This is a genomic window from Spartinivicinus marinus, assembly GCF_026309355.1.
Taxonomy (GTDB): domain Bacteria; phylum Pseudomonadota; class Gammaproteobacteria; order Pseudomonadales; family Zooshikellaceae; genus Spartinivicinus; species Spartinivicinus marinus.
This window is the reverse complement of sequence record NZ_JAPJZK010000001.1, coordinates 5,634,346-5,658,219: the sequence shown is the minus strand read 5'-3', so window position 1 is coordinate 5,658,219 and position 23,874 is coordinate 5,634,346. Positions and strand designations below refer to the sequence as shown.

Sequence of the window (23,874 nt, the reverse complement as noted above, 5' to 3'; positions counted from 1 at the left end):
TATTCCTTTGCAGCCAGACAATAGATATCCTCTGCATTTACATTTGATAAAGGCAGGTTTTTCCTTTCGCTATTAGACGTAAAGGATATGTTTTTTCGAAAGATTAATTGCCAGCAATAAAATATACACAGTCTAAACTAATGGCATTAGCGATAGCGCTTGTAAACCATTACTTGGTTATAATGTTTTAAACAAAATAGGCTGACAACGTATGAGTATTAGACTATAGGAGGGCGAAAATGAGGGTCAATAAACAGCTTTAACTCAGCTAGTTTTATAGCAGGATAATGAATAGTGAATGGTGTTAATAGTAAGTGATTGCAGGATGAATTAGCTAGTGAAGAACAGTTCCCAAAGCAGCAATGGCAGTCTCCACCTGCACTTTCGGTTAAGCTATGTTCCAGAGAAGTATGAACAGATTGATCATGGATATAGTGAAGTTTGATTTTACATTCAGATGTTACTTTACTGGTTTTATCGTTAAAAAGTACTACATTGGTAATCAATTTACTAGCCGTATGAATGTTACTGACGCCTACAGGATTTTCAACGGCTGAAAATCCTGTAGATCCAGCCAATAGAAAGATTATACAAAACAAGTGTTTTATAAGTTTATTAATCATTTCTATATAGTTCCATAACGTTCTCTTAAATAGATTATTATTCTTTACCCGCTTTACCCTCAGTTAACATTCTCAACCCACGCGTTTTCATTTATTCCTCTAGCAACTACCTACAATGACAGACAGTCAAGTGGAATCTATTTTAGTGGCTTGAATAAATACTATATGAGTCGAATACTATTTGCTAGTGACAAATGAGACTAGATCAGTAATGAATAGTTCCCTATTTATTTTAAGTCTTACCGGTATTGTAATAGACTACAAAACCACTCACAACACAAACTACTTGCTATACTCTCAAAGAGTTCAACTAGCGCACTTCAATTATGACAATTTAATGACCAGTCAGGTATTTGCAATGGAATGGCTTGATTACCTTCGCTATTTTGCTGAACAAGATGGTTCAGACCTGTTCTTAACAACAGGTGCACCACCTAGTGCTAAAATTCATGGTCACTTACAACCAATTGCAGATAGACCATTACCTCCCGGTAGAGTAGAAGAAATTGCTTATACCATTATGGATGAAGAGCAACGGGTTGCTTTTGAACATAAGCCTGAAATGAACCTCGCAATAGCAGAGCAAGGCATCGGTCGTTTTAGAGTGAACATCTTTAAACAAAGAAACCAAGTATCCATGGTTGTTCGCGCGATTAAAACAGAAATCCCTCATTATAAGGATTTAGGCCTGCCCGATATTCTCCCTAAGCTTATAATGCAAAAACGAGGGTTGATTTTATTTGTTGGCGGTACAGGATCTGGCAAATCAACATCACTTGCTGCCCTCATCGATTATCGAAATAGTCACTCAGCTGGCCATATCATAACCATTGAAGATCCAGTTGAATTTGTTCACCGACACAAACAGTCTATCGTAAACCAGCGGGAAGTAGGTGTCGACACTAACTGCTATGACGATGCACTGGAAAACACCTTAAGACAGGCGCCTGATGTTATTTTAATTGGTGAAATACGCAGCCAAGAACAAATGGAACAAGCCATAACCTTTGCTGAAACGGGTCACTTATGTATTTCCACTTTGCATGCAAATAATGCAAACCAAGCCTTAGATCGAATCATTAATTTTTTTCCGGAAGAGCGCCATAAACAGCTTTTTTTAGATTTGTCCTTAAATTTACGAGGTATCATCTCTCAGCGGTTAATACCCACTATTGATAACAAACGTTGCGCGGCTATTGAAATCCTGTTAGGCACACCACGCTTATGCGATTTAATCAAACAAGGTAAAGTCGATGAAATTAAAGAAGTGATGATGAAGTCTGAAGCACAAGGAATGCAAACCTTTGACACCGCACTATATAATCTTTACAAAGAAAACAAGATATCATTAGAAGAAGCATTAAAAAACGCTGACTCAAAAAATAACCTTAGATTACGTGTTAATTTAGAATCTAAGTCAACAGAAAGTGTCGATCAAACGATATTGAAGCGAGTGCAGTCTAACAAGGCTAAATCAACCCCGACAGAAGAAAAACAAGAGGCTTCCTCAATAATCTCCAACCTGACACTGGAGCCATTGGAAGAAGCAAAAGAAGATGATGATGAGGTCTGAGTCGCTACTGCTCAACTATTAACTGCCTTGTCAACTGCTTTCGACATTGCTAATGGTAACGTAAAATAAAAAGTACTACCGGTGCCTGATTTTGATTTAACCCATATAGAGCCACGATAGCCTTCTATTATTTTTTTAACAATACTCAATCCAGCACCTGTTCCACCGCCATATTCATCTTCTGTATGCAAACGTTGAAAAATTTTAAATACTTTATGTTGTAAATGCTCAGGAATACCAATACCATTATCCTCAACATAAAAAACAGCAGGTATTTTGCTAAAATCACATCCAATTCCTATCTTTATCTGTTCACTATTATTATATTTAATCGCATTGGTAATTAAGTTAGTAAATAACTCTTCAATTTTGGTTTTATTACAGTATATAATAGGTAGAGGCTCTCTTATTGATATATCTGCATTAAACTTTTGAATTAAGTGAAATAAGCCTTCTTTGACTTCAGATAACAGCTCCATTAAGTTAGTTTCAATTCGCACCCCTTCAATATGATCTACTCTTGAATACTTGAGCAAATCATTAATAAAACACTCCATTTTTCTGGTTAATTTGCGAATATTATCCAGCATTTCACCACCTTGTCGATCCAGCTTATCTTTATAATCATCATTAATAAACTGACAATAATTACTGACTCCTCGTAATGGCTCCTTTAAGTCATGCGATGCAATATAAGCAAATTCTTCTAATGCCTGATTTGATTTAGATAGTGCTTGCGCTTGTTCACTGAGTGCCTGTTTACTAGCCTCCAGTTCAACTGTACGCCGTTGAATTTTTCGTTCAGTAGACTCTGCTTGCCCCGTAATAATTAATAGGACATAACTCAACATACCGATAATAAAAAATCCGCCGACAATAAGTAGCCATATTGACCAGAATCTATGTTCTAAATTAATATTAGCTTTAAATTGAATATCTAAGCGCCACTCTCTATCAGCTATTGACAGTATTTGACTTAAATTAAATAAATTTATCAGCGGTTTAAGCTTCTCTTGTTGTTTTAGCATTGGTCCTGATTCATATATCACCTCATTATTTTTATCATAAACACTAAAAACAGCGTTTAAATTACCCAGATGAGACTGGAGTTTTTCCATTAGTGGTTTGATTTTAAATACGCCTAAGACAAAGCCAAACACTGTATTATTTTTATTGACTGGCATTAATACCAAAAAAGCCGACTCAGGCTCAGCAGTCTGAACCAGCGTAATCTTTTCAGTAGCAACCGGCTGAAGTGTTGTTAGTGCTTTTTCGATAGCTTTTAAACGACGGTGATTTGATCCTATATCATAACCTAAAGCTGCCTCATTGGTAGCCATAGGTTCAATATAAAAAACCGGATAGTAAGTATCACGGGGCTTTGCTTTTTCCATTTTTTTTAAGCGTGGATTATATTCAACAATATCAAATTTTTTCAATCCTCCAGCATGGGCAGATTTAATAAGTTGCTCTCTTTGACTTGCTGGCACGATGGGCACCCATTCCAATGCTTGAATGCCTGGGTATTTATTGATGAAGCCTTCTGCAAAACGTTTAAAATTATCACGACTAATCACCTGAGATGACTGAAAGAAACGCTCTAACGCAAATAACGATATCAGATAGCCATCAAGGTAGTCTTGCATATATTCTACTGATCGCTCCATTTCTTTAATGGCTTGACTATTTTGTTGTTCCTGTTCCCAACGTTGAGCAGAGAAGAATAAATAAATGACTGTGATTAAAAGGGCCATTAATGGTGTAGCCACAATAGTTTTTCGTACGACCGTAATAGAGCCGGTAAATAATGCTAACAATACTGGAGCACAAGCCATAACACCGATACTATCGCCTATCCACCAGGTTAACCAGGCCGGTAACCAAGCGTCAGATGGGATTACCCCATTCAGCAATAACACCGTGTTTCCAACAGTTGCAGAAATAATACAACAAATAGGCCCACCAACTACGACAATCGCTGTTATTTGTTTGACTTCTTCTAGCTCCCAGGGTGGCTGGGTGACTTTTTCAATCAACCACTTCGATATAACCGCTTGCAGTGATGCACCTAGCGCTATACCAAGACCATTGGCTAAAGCAATGATATTGGTGTATGCCTCTTGAGAAACCCAAATATTGATTGTCATCGAACCTAGCAATATACCAGGCCAATATCGATAGCCCCATAACAACACTAACCCAAGTGCCACACCAGCAGGTGGCCAGACAGGGGAAGCAAATCCTGGGGGGATAGCTAATAAGAGTGATAATTTACCTATAACCGCATAACTAACAGCCAATACAAATATTTTTAAGAAGTATTCTTTTATTGTTTGTAGATACATTATAAGGTCAATATATTTGACAGTTATTTAATTCGCTTTATAACAACTATTGCTTAAGGTAAATAAACCGTTTTCAACCAATACTCCGATATTGTAGCAATAGCATGATTGAATGCGGCTAAGTCCATAGGCTTGGTTACATAGGAGTTTACTCCTGACTGATAACAGATTTTTATATCTTGAGGGTTCTGAGAAGTGGTAAAAACGATGATAGGTATCTGCTTGAGCGTATTATCTGTTTTTATTGATTGCAAGACTTGGATACCATCAATACCTGGTAAGTTTAAATCCAACAAAATAAAACAAGGTAGGCTGCTATTTTTTGTTTCTTTTTCTGCCTTTGCTTGCTCCAAGTAATCCAGAGCCGTTTCCCCTTTTTGACAATGCTCAACATGCCCCTCAAACCCTACCTTCCTAAAGGCTCGTTGAATAGCCGCAAAGTCATGCATACTATCTTCAATCAAAAGCACTAGTGGTTGCTGTCTAAATGGTATTTTCACAACTGACTGCTCTATAGCTACTTCGCTTTAATAATAATGCGTATTTCCAACAATCACCTGTACTTATCAGCTCAATCGGCTTAGGTTTTAAAAGAAGTATAGCTAGGCTTCACCGTAGTAGGCTTATCCTCTAAAACCATTCGAGATTTAGTCATTCTTTATTATGTATTTTTTTAATAACAGCCTTTTTGGCTGACCACCAGCCTGCTTTCAAATCAACACCTTGATTGCGAATTTACCACAAGGCCAAAGGCAGCAAACAATTATTAGAGGTGCCCATAAGTGACTTTTATGAAATATTTATAGCAATATTATGACACGGCAGTACATCATCCAACACGACGACTTTAGCTATACTTGGTCGAGAGAGGTTTAAATATCAAAAGTGCTAAAAGTAATGATGGATAAATAGAGCGCTTGTCAAAGCAATGGACGTTTTTAACAGCATACAGTATACAAGCTCAAATGTGTTTAACATCTTTAGTAAGAAAAAAGTTCTTATTGTTGATGATTTTGAAAATTTTCGGCTATCGTTAAAAAAGATGTTACAGGAACTTGGCATTAGTTCTATTGACATGGTCCAAAATGCTAAACTTGCCTTAACAGCCTGTGGGCAACAAAGTTACGACATTATTATCTGTGACCTTAACTTAGGTGAAGGCAAGAATGGTCAACAACTTTTAGAAGAGCTACAACAGCTTAATCTATTAAGTCCAACTTGTATTTTCATTATTATTACTGCCGAAACAGCTAAAGATTTTGTCATGAGTGCACTTGAGTGCCAACCAGATGCTTATCTCTCAAAGCCTATTAATCAGGCTTTACTGAGAAAACGCTTAGAAAAACTGGTTAAACAAGGTAATACACTATCTCCCATTAAAAAGCTGATCAATAAAAAACAATTTTCTCAGGCAATTGACAGCTGTCATCAAGCATTAATGAATGAAAGCCGGCTCACTCCTTGGTATCAGAAACAGTTATGTGAGTTATTGATTATAACTAAACAGTATGACGAAGCGGTAGAGCTATGTAATTCTATTTTATCTGAACGCAATGTAGATTGGCCTCACCAAATGCTAGGTAAAATTGCCTTTCAACAAGGAGATAAACATCAAGCAATAAAACACTACGAACAATTATTAAAAGTTAACCCAAATTCAATGGCAGGATATGATGAAATGGCCCAAGTATTTCTTGCCCATGGTAGTACTGAAGAAGCACAAAAATTATTGCAACAGGCTGTTGACATCTCTCCTCATGCTATTTTACGTCAGCAGAAGCTTGGCCAGGTTAGCCGTGAAGCTGGTAGTCTAAACGTAGCGACCAAAGCATTTAAACGTACGTTAGAGCTTGGTGAAAATTCTTGTTATGATGATCCTGACAACTATATTGAGCTAGCTATTTGTCTCATTGATCAGTCTCAAGAAGATAAAGGCATAAATTCAGAAAAGGCTATTCAGGAATCTGATCAGCTGCTCAAACAAGTAGGCAAACGTTTCAGTATTGATTTAAATACATCAACTAAAATTGACCTAGTGAAAGCAAAAGCAGCTTTTCATAAAAATGATTTAGCAACAATGAACGAGTTATTCGAAAAAGTGCAGAATAACTACGAGACCCAACCGAATGAGCTATTACCTAATACTAAGTTTGAAATAGCGAAAACATTATTTTTATGCAGTCACAAAGATACAGCTGAAACCATTTTTTATCAGTTAGTAGAAGATTATGCAGATGATAAAGCCTTTGTAAATAAAGTCATTGCTTTTCTTGATGAACCTGTTAGCCAAAAAGTCAGACAAGAAGCCGCTATTGCTAATAAGGAAGGGATTATTCTTTATGAGCAAAAAGATTACTTACAAGCTGTAGAGAAATTTGAGCAAGCATTAGAGCTTTCACCAAGGCATCCGGGTCTCAACCTTAATTTGATCCAAACTTGCTTATACCTATTACAAGACGAATTCTCTCCAAAATGGCTGACGTTATGCGACCAATCACTAATCAATGTTAAACACCTGAGAGAAAACCACCCCCAATTCAACCGATATCAAAAACTACTTAAGCCTGTAAAGCAGTGGCATGAAAAAGCAAAAAAATATACAGCCTAAAACTAGCATAGATATGTCAATGGTATTAGCCACTTGTGCCCATGATATTAAAAACTCTCTATCCATGCTTATTCAATCACTAGATGAGTTAAGCGTTCACATACCAGAAGATAATAAAGAAGCTATTGATAATTATGCCCTCCTTTACTATGAGTCATCTAGAATAAATAATGACTTAACTCAGTTATTAAGCTTTTATCGTTTGCAGGATCAGCAATTAATTGTAAATAAACAACAACTATTTTTAATCGATCTTATTGAAGAACAAATAGCAAGAAACCAATATTTATTTCACTATAAAGGTGTTCAAGTAGGTATTCAGTGTGATGATAACCTTTCCTGGTATTTTGATGAGTATTTGATAGGGTGTTTGATAAATAATGTGTTAGTTAATGCCGCTCGATATACCAAAGACAAGGTGTTAGTACTTGCTCAACAACAAAATAATCAGCTAATACTTCAAGTCCATGATAATGGCAATGGTTTTCCCAATGAAATGATAGCTTGTCAAAAGGCACCAGCAACACTTGCAGCCCCCCATACTGGCAGCACCTACCTAGGGTTATATTTTGCTCAGGAGATTGCTCAAATTCACCAACAAGCAGAACAACAAGGATCAATTAAACTCAGTAATGATAGCTTAATTAATGGTACAGGTGGTTGTTTCACCTTATATTTACCTTAACAACCTAACGTAGCCCCTCCATCTATTCGCAAATCATGCATAGTAATTTGACTAGCCTGGTCAGATAATAAAAACAATACAGCATCTGCAATCATTTCAGGCGTTGCAATTTTCTGTAAAGGAATACCTAACCGATAATGTTCTAAAGAACCAGCAATTACATGGTCGACCCCACTGTCAGCCGTCCATAAAGCTCGCTGCATTGCCGTATCAGTAGAACCTGGCGAAACGACATTGCAGCGAACATTAAATGCCGCTAATTCTAAAGCTAAGCATTTAGCATACATGGTCACAGCTGCTTTTGATGCGGCATAAGCCCCCATCTGCATTCTTGGTACTGATGCAGCATTAGAGCTAACCAACACAATTGATCCAGACCGTCTCTCCTTCATATAACAACCAACAGTACGGGATATATTAAAAGCACCTGTTGTATTCACCGAAAAAGTCGCCTGCCAATCATCATCTGATAATGAAAGTAAACTCCCCATTCGTAAAATACCTGCTACATTCACCAAATATTCAATAGGACCAAGCTTTTTTTCAATTTGCTCTACAGATCGACTTACCTGCTCACTGTTGCTGATATCAACGGCAAAAGGTAAAACTGGCCTGCAATTATTGTTGAAGCTATCTGCATACTGCTTGACGGCAGTTTCATTGATATCTAATGCAGCTACTGTCGCGCCATATTGACACAGTTTACGGACTACAGCCGCACCAATACCTTGTGCCGCTCCAGTGACGAGAACAATTTTATCTTTAAAATCCATAGCTAATTGAAAACATGTAAAAATTACTTAAAAATAATAAGGTCATCCTTGACCTGGGTCACTAAGGTGATTATTTAAAAAGATGCTGTAAACCCTGCATAGAAAGTACGTCCTCTTTCTACAAAATCAAAGTTATCATCTTTTTTATCCAGTCGAGTATCAGCTAAATTAGTAATACCAGAACGTAAACTGACCTGCTCAGTTAATTGGTAAGTAACGCCCATATCTACCAGGCTATATCCTGGCAAATCTTCATTACCTCTAGTTTTTTGATCACCTATATAACGGGCTTGGGTAAATGCACCTAATTTGTTGTCTACTTCCCAATCCAACCGAACATTGACATTTTCCCGAGGGGTGGTTGCTAAACGATTATCAGTGTCACGATCCCTTGCATCAGTATAGGAATAATTAGCCGTTAAAAATACAGCATCAGTTAAATCAATACTGCCAGTTAGTTCAATGCCATCAATTCTGGCTTTATTAATATTTTCGTAAGTAATAAAATCTCTTTTTTTATTATTCTCATCCTTTTCACTTTGCCTGGCAATCATGTCCTTTATATCAGTACGGAAAATCGTCGCACCCAGATCCCAACTGTTGCCTTGATAGGTAAACCCAAGCTCATAGCTTGTCGACTTTTCAGGCTGTAGATCGGGGTTTCCAATAAGAGTACACCTACCACGACAACTTGGAATGTTATATTCCTTGGTAAGCTGGGTTAAAGTAGGCGCTTTAAATGCGGTTCCTACCCCCCCTTTAATGGTTAATGCATCTGTTGGAGTATAAACCAGATAACCACGGGGGCTAAATTCCCGGCCAAAAAATTCATGATCATCCAGCCTGCCCCCACCAGTCAATGCCCAATCTTGGCTTAATTTCCATTCATCCTGAATATACAGCGCTTTTTGCGACACGTCGGCGCTACCGGTTGTTTTTAAGTTAACATCATTATCCAGTTCTGACTGTCTGTATTCAGCCCCGGTGGTGATCGCATGATCACCAAACTGGGTAGTAATAAAACCATCCACTACTTGGTTAGTTTGAGTAGCCACACCATTAGGGACCGTCGTACTTCGTTCTTTAAACTCCGTTCCTTCTTGGTAATAACGTATTTGGCTATTGCCCCAATCCCAATCCCCTTTATGAGTTAATGAATAAGTATCACGTCGTGTTTCGTGGTCGGTAATTCCATTGCTACCTTTAAAAGCAAAATTTGCCTTGCGATCATCATGGCCATAGCCATATTCAAAATCAATCATCTGATTATCAGCCAACTTCCAGGTTAAGCCTAGGTTAGCATTGATACTATTATGGTCTTCTAACCCTGTCTCATCACGCTCATTAATTGTGGTTGTGGTATAATCTTCTTGAAAAGGAGTCCAGGCATCTCGATTGTATTTGTTACCATGAAATGATAGAAATAACTTGTCTTCAATCAATGCTCCACTGGTACTGATACTAGTACGGGTTTCATTACCATCATCACTACCACTGCCTTCAGGTGTTGCATAATCAACACTGACCTGACCACCCCACTGATTATCTGCCTGCTTGGTAATAATATTTACCACCCCACCTAATGCCTCAGAGCCATACAAGGATGACATTGGTCCACGAACAACTTCAATGCGCTCTATCTGATTCAAAGGAATGGTTGATAGATCAAAGTCATTACCACGAATTAACGTATTCACCGAGTTAACCCGTCGGCCATTCACCAAAATCAATGTGTATGCACTACCTAGCCCTCGAATACCAATGCCTTGTCGGCCATTACCATTCTTTACTTGAAATACCCCCACTGAATGCCGAATGGCATCACTGATATCTGACACTGGCATTTCTTTTAATTGTTCACTGGTAATTACTGATATGGATGCTGGTGCGGTAGAAATATCATGCTCAGTTTTTGTAGCAGTCACTACCACAGAATCAAGGGTAGTATAATTATCTTGCTTTTTCTCATTAGCGGTTAACACAGCAGGCACAGTTGCTATTATAGCTAAGCTGAGTGGCGATAAAACATGTTTTGAAATACTACTACTGGTTTTCAAAATACTCTCCAAGTATGTACTGTTGTAGACATAAAATACTAAAATGGCTTTAGTAACATCTTCCAGGCTTTATCACTGGCTATTCATTAATTGACTAGTTTATTTTTTTAGATTTTGGGCTAGGCTACTGATTTAGCGACCACTATTGGCTTGGCATCTTCTGGAGACTGTAAAATATCAGCCTCTATATCATATAATTGTTTTACTAGCTGCCTGGTAATAATATCCTCAGGCTTGCCTGATGCTATAATATTTCCATTTCTCATGGCAATTAAATAGTCTGCATATTTAGCTGCAGCAACTAAATCATGTAAAATTAATACAAAAGTTTTTCCTTTATTCGCTAACTGTCGTACTAATTGTAATACCTCTAGCTGATGACCAGGATCAAGCATACTCGTAGGTTCATCCAGTAATATTAATGGGGTTTCTTGAGCTAATACCATAGCAAGCCAGCAGCGCTGTCGTTGCCCCCCCGATAACTGAGATAGTCTCCGATCTGTTAACTCTGTTACGCCTGTTACATCCAACACCTGATTTATTACTTGTTCATCTTTTGCCGACCACTGACGAAATAATCCTTGATGAGGATGCCGACCAAACTGCACCAATCCCCTTACTGTAATATCATCTGGTGCCTGAGGCACTTGAGGTAACAAAGCAATTTGTTTTGCTGCCTGACTGGTTGTTAGTTGCCAAATATCCTGTTGATTGACGACAACCGTTCCAGTATCTGGTTTATGCAAACGTGCAATACTTCGAAATAAAGTGGATTTGCCACAACCATTAGGTCCAACAATAACGGCAACCTCTCCCGTTTTGACCGTAAGATTGACATTACTGACGACTAACAGTTGGTCATAACTGGCTGTTAATTGGTTTACCACTAAACTCACAAATTACCTCAAGTAGTTAAGTATTTTTTTCGCTAAGTAATACCCATAGCAAAAAGGGCCCACCTAAAATACTGGTTAATACACCTACAGGAATTTCCAGTGGTGCAACTAATAATCGTCCTAATGTATCCGCCACTACAACTAAAATACCACCTAATAACCCAGTATTAATGATGGCTAATTGAGTACCACCTATAATTTTATTAATAACGACTGGCGCCGCAATTGCCACAAAACCAATAGGCCCACCAATACCCACAGCTAAACCAGCCAATATAATAGCCAAACAAATTGCCATAAACTGGACACGTCTAATATGAGTACCGAGCGTGCAAGCAATATCTTCCCCTAACTGAAAAACCCGCAACTGTCTTGAAATCAACAACACAAATGGCATCAATATGGCTAAAATAAGCACAACCGGTTCAGCCACTTCATAGCCTCGTCCATTTAAATTACCCACTGACCAACTATAGGTTGCACTGGCATGTAAAGAATTAATATGAGCAAGCATTAACTCGCTAAGTGATCGCACTAAATAGGTCAGCGCTAACCCAACCAATATCACCCGATAGCCATGAGTACCGAGTCTTTTTGCAATAAACAATAGTAAAATACCTGAAACCAATGCTCCTACTGGAGCAACCCACCAAGGCCCCATTAACCCAACATTACTACTGATTAAGACAATTAACATTAATAATGCAGCCCCTTCATTAATTCCCAATACATCAGGTGTTGCTAAACGATTACGGACTACATGCTGAATAAGGCTACCAGCAATAGCTAATGCAAAACCGGCTACTATACCTGCTATTATTCTTGGTAATCGGAATTCATTGACCAACAATTGCTGGCTTTGAGATGCTTGACCTAATAAAACATCAATAACCGTTTCAATACTTAAAATAGTAGCGCCTAATGCTAATGCCCCTAATACAGTTAAAGCGAGTAAAACGGTTAACACAACGCTGAGTAAAACAATTTTCTGATCAAATAATAACGAATAGTTTCCATTATTTAGTCTGACCACTAAGGCATGATCTGTATTATATTTAATTGATACCAGTTTAATCATGAATAAGCCACTGATTAGTTGCCTGCTTTACTTAAAAGCAGTTGATTAAAGTGGTTACTATGGGTTAATCCAATTAGTAATGGCGCTCCCACTATCGCTAAGATCACTCCTACTGGGGCTTCAAAAGGTTGGACAATCAAACGTGCACTAATATCAGCAACTAATACAATTAATGCCCCCAATAAAGCTGACAAAATCAGCTGATGAAATAAAACAGGACCTGTCATTGCCCTTGCTAAAAAAGGAGCAATCAAACCTAAAAAGCTAACTGGGCCAGCAAGTGCTACTGAACCACCCGCTAATAAAGTCACTGTGATAGTGACAATAAAACGGATTAGCCCCGGTTTATGCCCTAATGATTTAGCAACATCATCCCCTAACATTAAACAGGCAAGTGGCCGAGATAATACCAGTGATAAGACTATCCCAATAACTAAAAATGGCAAAATCTGACTTATAATTGTTAAGTTAATACCTGCTAACGAACCTAAAACCCAGTAACGGTATTGATCATAAGTGGCCTGATTATTAATTAATAGAAATGAAGTAACCCCCTGAAACGTAGCACTAATCGCAATGCCTGCTAATATTAATTTTATCGGGGTAACTACAGCTCCCTGATTAGCAACCCAAAGAATGACCCCATTTCCTATCAGTGCACCCATAAATGCCCAAGCCAAATAAGCCTGACCAGTCTCGGCAGCTGCAAAACTAATTCCAACAACGACCCCTAGTGCAGCACCAGCATTAACCCCTAACAGCCCAGGTTCTGCTATTGGATTACGTGTGACTGACTGCATTAAAGCACCCGCAATGCCTAAGCAACCACCCACAATAATCGCAGCAACAGATCGAGGCATACGTAAGGTTTCTATCACAACCGTTAGTTTATTATTTGCAATTGCTTCCGGCTTCCCAAGTAAATAATTTAGGCTTTCTCCAACAGAGATATACCCAGCTCCAGTCATCAGTGAGATAAATAAAAATACAGCCAATACAGCTAACAATGAATAACAAATGAGACAGATATTAGGCTCATTGTGTCTTTTTAATAATTTTACTGCAAACAACTCTATGAACCCTCAAATGCTGTTGCCAAATCATTCAGCACTGCCATAGCGGCTAATGGCCCACCGACACTGGTCCACAGTGAACCATCAACATTAACGACATGATTATTTTGTACCGCTTTTAACTGCTGAAAAACTTGTGTTGCTTTGATATGCTCTAATGCTTGTGTTGCTTTACTTTTTTCAACAAGCGTACCGACAAATAACCAATCCCCATCTATTTTTTCCAATGCTTCTAAGCTTAGTGGCGGCGAGTGTCCTGCTCCAGGCTGATTTTGAGTCTCAGGTCGTTTTAATTGTATATCGTTAAGCACCGAACTAATAAATGAATCACCTAGCATATAGCTGGGACCTTTAGGGTTCCAGCGTACCACACTGATTTTGGCATTAGCATTTTCACCCAAAGCTGATTTTAACTGACTAACACGCTTGTTATACGTTTCCCAGTAAATTTCTGCTGCCTGTTCTTGACCTAGCAAGCTTGCAGTGCGTTGAAAAGCTTGTTTCCAGTTTTCTCCAATGGAATGGGTGACTAATGTGGGTGCTATTTTTTTCACTTGTTTTAATGCTACAGGGTCAATAAAGCCTCCTGCTAAAATCAAGTCTGGTTTTAGTTCAATTAATTTATCTATACTGGGCAAACCTAGTCGACCAACAATGGTAACATCTGTAGTATGATCAGCTAAATAACTAGGTGTTGTAATTTGCCCTCTCCCTGCCGTAGCGCCGACTGGCTGCATACCCAGTGCAATTAAGCTATCTAAATCAACTTCGCTGAGTGCAATGACTCGCTTTGGCTGACGGGGAATAATGACTTCTGCTCCAGTCATATCCCTCACCTGACGAGTATCATTATAAGTCTCTTGTTGTTTACTTGAAGTACTTTGATTTAATACACCCTGTGATTGTTGTTTCTGTTGCAGTTGCTGTGTTTCATTAGATACATCAGCGGGTTGGCATCCTACCAGGATTACTATGGTTACCAACCAAATATACTGAACTAATTTATTACTCATATCCATTACTCTGCTATTAATAGCGCGCTCCATCCAGCTATAGTAGGGTTTTCAGCTAATTCAATCAAGCTAGTGTGTTTACCAACAGTTTTAAATTGATCTAGCAATGATAACACTCGAATAGAATCTAACCCACACTCAATTAGATTGTCATCGTCTTCTAATTCATCACTTGTAACTCCCAACCACCCTGCTATTAATTGTTTTAATTGCTGCTTATTACTAGGTAAATCAGTTTCAGTTATTGTCGTCAACTCCGTAGCATCAGCCAACAGTTGTTGTGTTGTTATTGTTCTAGCACAGCGTTGAGCAGCATAATTAATTGCCATAAGATGGTCTTGTTGAGTGAAATCAGCTACGGCATCGCTGATAAAAAAAGCTTTAATATCATTCATAAAGGCGTCAGCAGCCGTTAACAAACAGCCAATATGTGCATATATCCCACAGATAATTAGTTGGTCTCGTTGCTGTGCTTGCATGATTTGCAATAGTTCAGTGCGTTGAAAAGCACTATAACGCCATTTGGTAATCACTTGATCATCCTGTTCTGGCTTTAGCTTATCTATAATACCGGTTTGGGATATATCAGCCGTTAGCCCCTTACCCCAAAAATCCTGTAACAATGCTCGCTGCTCAGGAGTTTGATCACCTGGTTGAGCAGAATAAATAACCGGTACGCCTAACGGCTTTAGTTGACTTTTGATTCTTTGTATATTCGCCAATACAGTTGGAATCGGTTCCGCGTTGGTATCATAATAATTGAGAAAGTATTGCTGCATATCATGAATCAATAATACTGCTCTTGAGGGATCAAGCTGCCAATTCACACGATTTTCTAGCATGAGCTCAACTGAAGGTAATTGATATGCTACAATTTTAGGAATAGTCATAACTTCACGTTTTCCACTGATTAAATATTTTTTATCGTATTTGTTAAACAACGTAATGCTTTTTTATTAACTTTACCCACAGCCGTTTTAGGGAAACTATCAACAAACTCAATTCGGTCAGGAATTTTATAACTCGCTAATCCTCGCTCCCGTAAAAAACGCTTTAATACCATGACTTTTGTTGGTTGGTCAGCATGGCAAATAACAAACGCACAACTGGCTTCACCTAATATGTCATCGGGCATAGCAACTAAAGCCACATCATGAACCGCAGGATGAGCCAACAGCTGATTTTCGACTTCTTCTGCCGCAATTTTCTCACCACCACGATTAATTTGATCTTTAATGCGCCCCACAACCATTAAATACCCTGACTCTGTTAGCTTAACTTCATCACCAGTACAATAAAAACCATCAGTAGTAAATGCCTTAGTATTATGTTGCGGTGCTTTATAATAACCACAAATTGTGTAAGGTCCACGGGTTTGTAGCTGACCTACCTCGCCAGGAAGAACAGGGTTACCTTCTTCATCTACCACGCGAATTTCATCTGCTGGCGACATCGGTTTACCTTGAGTATGGTTACAAATTTCTTCGTTATCAGTTAACCGAGTGTAATTCACCAACCCTTCTGCCATACCAAACACTTGTTGTAGTTGACACCCTAAAACAGGCTTAACCTGCTTGGCTGCTTCAGCGCTGAATTTAGCCCCTCCAACTTGCAATATTTGTAAACTGGATAAGTCATATGTGGTTTTTTTAGCTGCTTCTAACCATAATAATGTCGTAGGTGGAACTAATGCAGCAATCGTGATTTGCTCTTGCTCAATAAGGGAAAAAGCTGCTTCAGGCGTTGTATCTTGCATTAATACTACTTTACCACCGGCATAAAACACGCCTAAGGTTCCTGGTGAGCTTAATGGAAAATTATGTGCAACAGGCAAGCTACATAAATAAATACTATGTGAATTGACTCCACAAATTTCTGCGCTTACTTTTACACTATATAAGTAATCATCATGAGTACGTGGAATTAATTTTGGTAGCCCTGTTGTGCCACCAGAGACTTGTAATAATGCCGTATGACTAGCATTTGGATTAGTCAACGTTGCTAAGATATCATTTGCTTCTGCTTCCAGGTAAAGATCGCTTAGCGCCGTAAACTCTTGTGGTTCTCCAACCACTATAACTTGTTTAAGAGAAGAAACCTCTGCTTTAATTTCTCTGGCTAACTGGCAATAGTCAAATCCAAAATACTTATCAGCGATAATATAAGCTTTTGCCTGAGTAAACTGACAAAAATAGCGGATCTCAATACGACGATGAGCGGGTAACGCCATCACTGGAATTGCACCCAATCGAAATAGTGCAAAACAGACGGCAAAAAACTCATTAATATTAGGCAATTGAACTACCACCACATCTCGGTCTTGAATCCCTAATTGATGAAAACCTCTTACTAATTGATCTACTTTTTGATCAAATAACTGATAGGTCCAACGCTCCTTGCCTGCAACCAAAGCCTCATGATGAGGCAGTTGCCGTGCTTGGTTTTTTAGCATTTCACCAAAGGTTATTCCCTGCCAATAACCCGCTTGACGATAATAGTCTGCTTGCGCTTGAGGCCATTTAGGACAATCCCTTTCATCAAACTTAGTTAGCCATGTTTGCTCTACCACCGTCATTGACTTGCCTCGCATGGCTCCTGTTTGACTTCTTCTTTATTCACTTCTGAAAGCGGCGCAATGCCAATAGCATTTAACATGGTACGAAACTTTGCTCCCGTTTCATTCCATTCACTTTCCGGACAAGACCCTTCAACTACACCAGCACCAGCAAATAATGTCATTTCATTATCAGCCACTTCTGCACAACGAATCGTTACAATCCATTCACCATCACCATGGCTATCACACCAGCCTAACATTCCAGTAAAAAAGCCCCGATCAAATGGCTCAATATCCTTTATTGCCTTTTTAGCCATTAATGGTGGGTAACCACATACAGCCGGTGTCGGATGTAAGGCATGGGCCAGAGTTAACGAAGAAGTAGTAGGATCAAGCAGTTCTCCTTGAATAAAAGTAGAAAGATGCCACATGGTTGCTGTACTGATAACAGACGGTTTAGCCGGTACATCCAGGATTTTGCAATAGGGCCGTAACGCAGTAGCAACTGCATCAACCACCACAGCATGCTCATGAAGATCTTTTTCTGATTGCAATAAACGGGCTGCTCGCTGTTGATCTTCTTTTAGATTACTACTACGGGGAATCGAGCCTGCTAAAGGATTAGATTGCACCACTGTACCTGAACGAGACACTAATAACTCAGGGCTAGCACCTAACAACATACGCCCATTAAAAAGTTGTTGATCATTAGCTGTAGGCAAATTAACCGCAAAGGTATAACCAGTCGTATTATCAGCGGCAAGTTGAGCCAACAACTGTTGTACATCAATAGCAACAGGTGTAGTAACCTGCAGCGAACGAGATAATACAACTTTACTCAATTCAGAATTCTGAAATTGCTTTAATGCCTGAGCGACCCCCGCTTTATACTCTGCTGCCGCTGGTATTTGGGTAATTGTTACCGCTTGATTAACATGGTTATGAGTAGGTTTATTGGGTACAGCATATTTAACATGCCGAGTTCTTTCCAAGTATTCTGGTATCACCAGTTGTGCATTTCGCTGAGTGTCAAAGGGTATTGCACCCACTACTACAGGGTTAAAGTAACCTTTTTCTCGAGCTTTCGCCTGCATTGCCTGAATAGCTTCAGGTAAACCACTATCAGCCTTTGTAGAAGCTGACATTTGTTGCACACCACGAGCTAGTAACGCATGTTTAGGTGACCCAAAGAAAAAGGAAAAGTCATTTGGGTCATAGTGGCTGATTAGTTCAGAGCCTGTAGGAATCAACTCTGAGCAGTTGACTTTCATGGGAACCTCTTCTCATTATTGTGACAATTTACTAACTGGCCCACCAATAAAAACAGAGTGTGAGATGAAACAGGCAAGATATTATTGCAAATGATAACAATTATCAATAAGATTTTAAATTAACTTGTACCGACTTTAGTTGCAGATGCTTGGTTTTAGTTAACTTTGTTTACTGAATGAAGGATTGATGACAAACGCAAACCACTAAGCCCTACAATTAATTGATAAACAATCTATTGCCAAACATGCATTAAGATTAATAACCCAACTAAAAAAGAGAATATGACTGTAAAACCATAATCGAGCCACTATCTAAGCGAAGCTTTTTAGCAAAGAGAGATGTGTTATTTAAATATATTCTTTGCCAATGAATGTTGCACCAGTCAATTATTAGAGGTGCCCTACAGATTATATTCAAACCCATGACGACTGGTTATCTGTTCAATGGTACCATCTTGCAACATTTTTTTTAGCACTTGATCAAATCGTTTAATAATATCAGGGGGAATTTGCGCTGGCTTAGAAAACCATAAATAAGAAGCTTTCGGCTTAGAGACTGGTATTGGCAAGTCAATGATTGTATCGATATTCTGTTCTTTCAAGGCTATTTTCATAGGGGAATTAACATCAATGACCGCATCAAGCCTGTGTGTGTATAGCATTGTCAGTAACTGATGTCGCTTATTTGCTTCACTTAGGTAAATATTGCCCTGTACCACAGCCTGATCAAATTCAGTACTAAAATGATTGCCGCTTAACCTACCAATCCTTTTTCCATACAGGTCTTTTATTGTTGTAAAACGGAAGCTGGTGTTATTTAAAATAAAAATACTAAAATAGCTGTAGTGTAAAGGCACTTCTGTATAAATTCCAAAGGATAGCCTTTCTGTATTTTTATAGCCCCCAATAGACCCATGCAAATTACCATTTTTAATCAGTAGCAAAACCCGTTTCCAAGGCATAGTCAGGATTTTAATATGAATATTTATTCGTTTTGCAGCCTCTTTGACAACATCAGGGTTAGCCCCTTTTACTATACCTTTCTCTACCCAGCGATAGGGTTTCAGTTTACTATTGGATATGCCTAGAGTCAGCTCTTGGGCAACGGCCTGAGCTAAGTTAGCTAAACAGGTACAAAGCGTAATAGCCACAAAAAAACTCAATCGTTGTTTTAGCTCCATTACTGACTTACCTTCATGATGCCATCAGCTTTAGCATAGAACGAACAACTCATAATAGGCAATCGCAAAGTCAGTCAGATTTTTATACAAACCATGGCTTTGCTACTCAGCAAAGCAGTTAAAATCACCTTTTAAGCAGCTGGTATATAAATTGCCTAACCAATATGGCGAATGCAGTTATTTGAGGGTACCTCTAATAATTGTTTGCAGTCTCTGGCCTTCTGGTAAATTCGCAATCAAGGCGTTACTTTGAAGGCATGCAGGTGGCTTATTGAAAAGTAGCATTACCAAGAATAGGTTTACTAGAAAGCCCGTCAGGTTGCACTGAGACCATAAACAATTATTCGTAGCGCTCTATTAAGTAGTTATTTTTGCAAATAATAAGTGATTCATGTGTAACACCAAGTAACAACTTGACGCATGAGCCTACAGTGATTTTTTTATGAATAATACCCCTGATATTTGGATATATTTTTATCCAGTCCCTTATTCATAAAATCAGGTAGCCTATGGATGATAATATGCAAAAACTAACTATTTTATTATTAAAGACACTAGTCATTATATTAATGATGCCCGTTAAAACCTTGGCTAAAATTGATGAGCTAACATTTTCCCTTGCTAACCAGTCGGTTAAAACCGTTAGTCTCGATGAACTTAAAGACAAATTGAAAGTCCATGAAATAAAATTTGAAGACCCTCATTATGGAAAAACAAAGCGGTTTTTAGCATTTGAAATACATGATGTACTGCAACTGGGCTTTGGTGACAAGTGGCACAGCCGTGATTATTCCGATGCTGCTTTTACTGCCTCAGATGGTTACAGTGCTATTAGTAAAGTATCCATGCTTAATGAGCAAGGAGGTTACTTGACCTTTTTTGATGTCGATGCCAATGGCTGGGAACCTGTGGGCCATGCAAAAGTATCACCTGGGCCATTCTACTTAGTATGGACAGGCAAACAACAGACGACAGAGTACGCATACCCCTGGACCTGGCAGCTAGCCTCAATCAAGCTTATCCAGTTTAAAAGTCAATACCCTGCTGTGTACCCTACAGGTATAAGCAATAACTCCACTATTTATCAAGGGTATCAGATTTTTAAAGGCAGGTGTTTGCATTGTCATTCCATTAATCAACAAGGTGGAAAGATTGGTCCTGACCTGAACGCCCCACAAAGTATAGTGAAATACCGTTCAAAAGCGATGATAAAAGCTTTTATTCAACAACCATCAAAGTTTCGTTATTCAAATATGCCAGACCATTTAGACCTTTCAGAACAGCAGTTAAATGCACTTATTGATTATTTTCAGCATAAAAGCCAACTAAACTAAAACGACAGCTGCAGCTTACTAAACGCTAACATTACATGGTATTTTGCTATTAGCTTAAAATATAGTCAAATACCATTTTTTTATTGCTTATAGTTTTTTGCTAGAGAATCCTTTCGCTAGCAGAGGGACTCAATTTTTGTACAAAAGCCTGAAACTACTGACAAATATCATCATTATCAAACCGGCATTTTTTTCTCAATGCAGTTGCTATTGGTTTACCTAATTTTTTCCACTCTTTTTTATTCACTATAATGCCTGGTCGTTCAATACGTTCTACAGGCAAAGTTTCGGGTGCTGCGCCATTTAAAATCGCAATGGCTTTGTCAGCGGCAAGCTCCCCTAAATGGGTTAAGTTAGGAGCAACTGAGGCCAAGGCACCTAGCTGTATACCACTGGCAGATGCAGTAAATACAGGCATTTTATACTTACCCGCCAATCTTTTAATGGTATCTGTTTTACTGACAAGAAATGAGCTTTGCGGAATCAATACCGCGTCTGTTTGCCACTCACCCTTGACTAATTTCTTTAAAAACCCTTGCCACCGACTCTCATTATCTGAAACACGCACAATTTCCAGCTTAATATTTAAGCGTCGAGCAATCGGTTTTAACTGTTTAATATACAAAGCAGCATTACGCTCTTTTGGGTTGTATGGTACCAGCAACGATTTAAATGGCAGCAATTGTTGTAACAAATGTACTTGGTATGCAACGGCCACCCCATCACTAACACCCGTTAGCCCCTTGGGAGGCTCTGCAAAATTCTCAACAATATCTGACCCGATGGGGTCTGACACCATATTGAATAACAAGGGGACCTTGTCATGAGCGTAATGCCTTACCGTACGTGTGGCTGAGGTACCAAATACATAAACAAGATCATATTGATCAAACTGAGAAACCTGCTCACGTAAGGCTTTAGTCAGCTGTTTACGATCTTGATTAACATCAATCTGGGTAAATTGAACACCGCCAATAGTGCTTTCCAATTTAGCTTTAAAAGCTTGATCCGCCTGGGTTTCACCACGCCATAACAGCATCAGTATTTTTTTTGCTTGCTGGTCTGCTTGCTTGTTTTCACTAGCAGCGCTGACACTACTCATCAATAGTGCCATTAGCAATGTCAACCCAGCTAACCAACATTGCCCAAACACTGAGCTGCCACTTTTTCTACTCATTATCATACCATCCCGCACATCTATGACGAGCTTTTGGACATTAGTAACGTACTAGGAGCACAATCATCACCCCCAGCTACAAATAAAATGTCAGCAAACTCTGAGAATTATAAAATCAGATCAATCTTTGAAATATGGGCGGCAATGTACCTTTTGAAACGCTTTACTGAAATAAGCATATGCCGAACTATAATAGCCACCTATAGTGTAATACCAGTCATGGCGATCAAGTAGCTAAAAGGTTCTTGGTTAATGACAAGGCCCTATATCACAGGGCAAACTGTCACAGGGTAGCTCTGGTTTACAGTCAAAAAAATCGAATAAATCGCAGCTATCACACCCTTTATTATCTTCTTTATCTTTACGCCTTCTACGTCGACGCCGGTTATTGGGTTCTGCACACTCTGTTGTTAGCCCTTTTATTATTAGCTGTTCATACGCATAACGACAGTCTTCAAAACGTTGTGACAGCTTTCTGCACCCTACTACCACACCATATTGCTCTAACAAATAAATAGCCTCTGCCGAACAACTGCGACTTTTGTGATGATAGGTTGCATAGGCACAACAGAATCCTTTATATGGAGAAACCCAACGTTGATATCCACGAATTAACCAAATTATTAACCACTTCATTGCTACCCTTCCGTCACTTAGCACAAAAACAGCAAATACAGTCAGTCAAACTATAGCCGTTCATCACCTCATATGAATTACTTTCTAACCCATAATTAATAACTACTATATTACCAGTCAATTTTCATTACCCCGCAGATAGTGTCTACACTGGTTGATACCCTTCATAAATACAAAGTGCTAGCAGAAGGGTTGACAATAAGGGTGCCCATAATAACTAAAATAGAAATAAGGAGATTTCAATGCAGTTCAGATCATTAGTAATAAGTGGTTCTTTCGCTGTCATTTTAAGCATTTCAAGTGCGTCCGCTACAGATTTTCAAAAAGCTGAAGGTGACAGTCCCTGTCCTTCGGGTTACTCCCTGGTTAATCCAAATGAAGTTAAAGCTAACTATACCGACATTTGTAGTATGTTAGATAGCTGGGATATTGTCCGGCTTGCGAATGGCGCCTCTCTGGATGGACCAGGTTATGGTTGTAAAATGCGCGCAAATGACTCACGTAAACTTGGCCACAGCTTATGCAAACAACCCACCCAGTTTACTGCTCGTGCGCGAGACTATTATTGTGAAGCAGGTGAAACCATGGTCAGCTCCTTGGTTGCTAATGCTCATTCAGAAGCAGCCTGCGATGCGTTAGGCGACTGGTATATTGCCCGGTTATTAGATGGGGGGGCGATGGATGGGCCTGGTTACGGCTGCAACTTAAAACCCAGAGAAGAACAATTACTTGGCCATACGCTTTGCGCTACCTATAGCCATATGAAAGTATCTGGCGATGTTGGCTGCCCTTCTGGTACCCGTTTAGCCACACCAGCAGAAGCCAAGCAAGACTTGATTAAAGCTTGTCTATCTTTGGAGTTTTGGGACGTAGCACGATTAGCCGGTGGCGGCTCTATGGATGGATTAGGTTACGGCTGCCAGATACGAGCTAACGACAGCCGTGCATTAGGCCATTCTCTCTGTGTAGCTGAATAAATACTAACAATACCCCG

General features: G+C 39.0%; 20 protein-coding genes. 5 read left to right on the top strand and 15 right to left on the bottom strand.

Features of this window, described 5'->3' with window-relative positions:
- Nucleotides 1–218 precede the first annotated feature (218 nt).
- Entirely contained in the window at nucleotides 219–623 is a 405-nt protein-coding gene (locus OQE68_RS25240; protein WP_180567107.1) for a hypothetical protein, read from the bottom strand.
- A gap of 358 nt (nucleotides 624–981) precedes the next feature.
- Between OQE68_RS25240 and OQE68_RS25235 the strand changes: the two genes are divergently transcribed.
- Nucleotides 982–2,196, top strand: coding sequence for a PilT/PilU family type 4a pilus ATPase (locus OQE68_RS25235; protein WP_180567106.1), 1,215 nt, complete (start codon nucleotides 982–984; stop codon nucleotides 2,194–2,196).
- A gap of 11 nt (nucleotides 2,197–2,207) precedes the next feature.
- Here the strand turns inward: OQE68_RS25235 and OQE68_RS25230 are convergent, their stop codons facing one another.
- Nucleotides 2,208–4,541 (bottom strand): CHASE domain-containing protein, encoded by a 2,334-nt coding sequence (locus OQE68_RS25230; RefSeq protein ID WP_180567105.1) that lies wholly within the window; start codon nucleotides 4,539–4,541, stop codon nucleotides 2,208–2,210.
- A gap of 53 nt (nucleotides 4,542–4,594) precedes the next feature.
- Nucleotides 4,595–5,041, bottom strand: coding sequence for a response regulator (locus OQE68_RS25225; RefSeq protein ID WP_266195816.1), 447 nt, complete (start codon nucleotides 5,039–5,041; stop codon nucleotides 4,595–4,597).
- A 467-nt stretch (nucleotides 5,042–5,508) separates the two neighbouring features.
- Here OQE68_RS25225 and OQE68_RS25220 point away from each other — a divergent pair, with 467 nt between their 5' ends.
- Together OQE68_RS25220 and OQE68_RS25215 are read left to right on the top strand one after the other, a co-directional pair.
- Nucleotides 5,509–7,149, top strand: a complete 1,641-nt coding sequence (locus tag OQE68_RS25220; protein WP_180567104.1) for a tetratricopeptide repeat protein — start codon at nucleotides 5,509–5,511, stop codon at nucleotides 7,147–7,149.
- Nucleotides 7,121–7,834 carry a sensor histidine kinase gene (locus OQE68_RS25215; RefSeq protein WP_180567103.1) on the top strand — a complete coding sequence of 238 codons (714 nt, stop codon included), beginning with the start codon at nucleotides 7,121–7,123 and terminating at the stop codon, nucleotides 7,832–7,834. Before OQE68_RS25220 ends, OQE68_RS25215 begins: the two co-directional genes overlap by 29 nt.
- On the opposite strand, the gene OQE68_RS25210 is transcribed toward OQE68_RS25215, so the two are convergent.
- The 10 genes from OQE68_RS25210 to OQE68_RS25165 all read right to left on the bottom strand — a co-directional run bounded on the left by OQE68_RS25210 (nucleotide 7,831) and on the right by OQE68_RS25165 (nucleotide 19,733).
- A complete protein-coding gene (locus OQE68_RS25210) occupies nucleotides 7,831–8,607 on the bottom strand; it encodes a 2,3-dihydro-2,3-dihydroxybenzoate dehydrogenase (RefSeq protein ID WP_180567102.1) in 777 nt (258 codons plus the stop codon). The genes OQE68_RS25215 and OQE68_RS25210 overlap by 4 nt on opposite strands.
- Before the next feature lie 74 nt (nucleotides 8,608–8,681).
- The gene (locus OQE68_RS25205; protein ID WP_180567101.1) at nucleotides 8,682–10,664 is read right to left on the bottom strand and encodes a TonB-dependent receptor domain-containing protein; all 1,983 of its coding nucleotides are present in this window, start codon (nucleotides 10,662–10,664) and stop codon (nucleotides 8,682–8,684) included.
- Nucleotides 10,665–10,783: 119 nt separating this feature from the next.
- Nucleotides 10,784–11,560, bottom strand: coding sequence for an ABC transporter ATP-binding protein (locus OQE68_RS25200; RefSeq protein ID WP_180567100.1), 777 nt, complete (start codon nucleotides 11,558–11,560; stop codon nucleotides 10,784–10,786).
- A 16-nt stretch (nucleotides 11,561–11,576) separates the two neighbouring features.
- Nucleotides 11,577–12,638, bottom strand: a complete 1,062-nt coding sequence (locus tag OQE68_RS25195) for a FecCD family ABC transporter permease (RefSeq protein ID WP_180567099.1) — start codon at nucleotides 12,636–12,638, stop codon at nucleotides 11,577–11,579.
- A gap of 14 nt (nucleotides 12,639–12,652) precedes the next feature.
- Nucleotides 12,653–13,708, bottom strand: coding sequence for a FecCD family ABC transporter permease (locus tag OQE68_RS25190; protein ID WP_180567098.1), 1,056 nt, complete (start codon nucleotides 13,706–13,708; stop codon nucleotides 12,653–12,655).
- Nucleotides 13,709–13,710: 2 nt separating this feature from the next.
- Entirely contained in the window at nucleotides 13,711–14,724 is a 1,014-nt protein-coding gene (locus OQE68_RS25185) for an ABC transporter substrate-binding protein (RefSeq protein WP_180567097.1), read from the bottom strand.
- A 5-nt stretch (nucleotides 14,725–14,729) separates the two neighbouring features.
- Entirely contained in the window at nucleotides 14,730–15,614 is an 885-nt protein-coding gene (locus tag OQE68_RS25180; RefSeq protein ID WP_180567096.1) for an isochorismatase, read from the bottom strand.
- Nucleotides 15,615–15,634: 20 nt separating this feature from the next.
- A complete protein-coding gene (locus tag OQE68_RS25175) occupies nucleotides 15,635–17,299 on the bottom strand; it encodes a (2,3-dihydroxybenzoyl)adenylate synthase (protein ID WP_180567095.1) in 1,665 nt (554 codons plus the stop codon).
- Complete coding sequence (dhbC, locus tag OQE68_RS25170; protein ID WP_180567094.1) at nucleotides 17,296–18,552, bottom strand: isochorismate synthase DhbC; 1,257 nt, start codon at nucleotides 18,550–18,552, stop codon at nucleotides 17,296–17,298. The genes OQE68_RS25175 and dhbC overlap by 4 nt, the downstream gene beginning before the upstream one ends.
- Nucleotides 18,553–18,953: 401 nt before the next feature.
- Complete coding sequence (locus OQE68_RS25165; RefSeq protein WP_180567093.1) at nucleotides 18,954–19,733, bottom strand: substrate-binding periplasmic protein; 780 nt, start codon at nucleotides 19,731–19,733, stop codon at nucleotides 18,954–18,956.
- A gap of 521 nt (nucleotides 19,734–20,254) precedes the next feature.
- Here OQE68_RS25165 and OQE68_RS25160 point away from each other — a divergent pair.
- A complete protein-coding gene (locus OQE68_RS25160; RefSeq protein WP_219339925.1) occupies nucleotides 20,255–21,067 on the top strand; it encodes a c-type cytochrome in 813 nt (270 codons plus the stop codon).
- Between the two features lie 154 nt (nucleotides 21,068–21,221).
- Here the strand turns inward: OQE68_RS25160 and OQE68_RS25155 are convergent, their stop codons facing one another.
- Together OQE68_RS25155 and yidD are read right to left on the bottom strand one after the other, a co-directional pair.
- Nucleotides 21,222–22,244, bottom strand: coding sequence for an ABC transporter substrate-binding protein (locus OQE68_RS25155; protein WP_180567092.1), 1,023 nt, complete (start codon nucleotides 22,242–22,244; stop codon nucleotides 21,222–21,224).
- A gap of 249 nt (nucleotides 22,245–22,493) precedes the next feature.
- A complete protein-coding gene (gene yidD / locus OQE68_RS25150) occupies nucleotides 22,494–22,880 on the bottom strand; it encodes a membrane protein insertion efficiency factor YidD (RefSeq protein ID WP_180567091.1) in 387 nt (128 codons plus the stop codon).
- A 242-nt stretch (nucleotides 22,881–23,122) separates the two neighbouring features.
- On the opposite strand from yidD, the gene OQE68_RS25145 reads away from it, so the two are divergent.
- Nucleotides 23,123–23,857 carry a hypothetical protein gene (locus OQE68_RS25145; RefSeq protein WP_180567090.1) on the top strand — a complete coding sequence of 245 codons (735 nt, stop codon included), beginning with the start codon at nucleotides 23,123–23,125 and terminating at the stop codon, nucleotides 23,855–23,857.
- The last annotated feature ends 17 nt before the right edge of the window (nucleotides 23,858–23,874 follow it).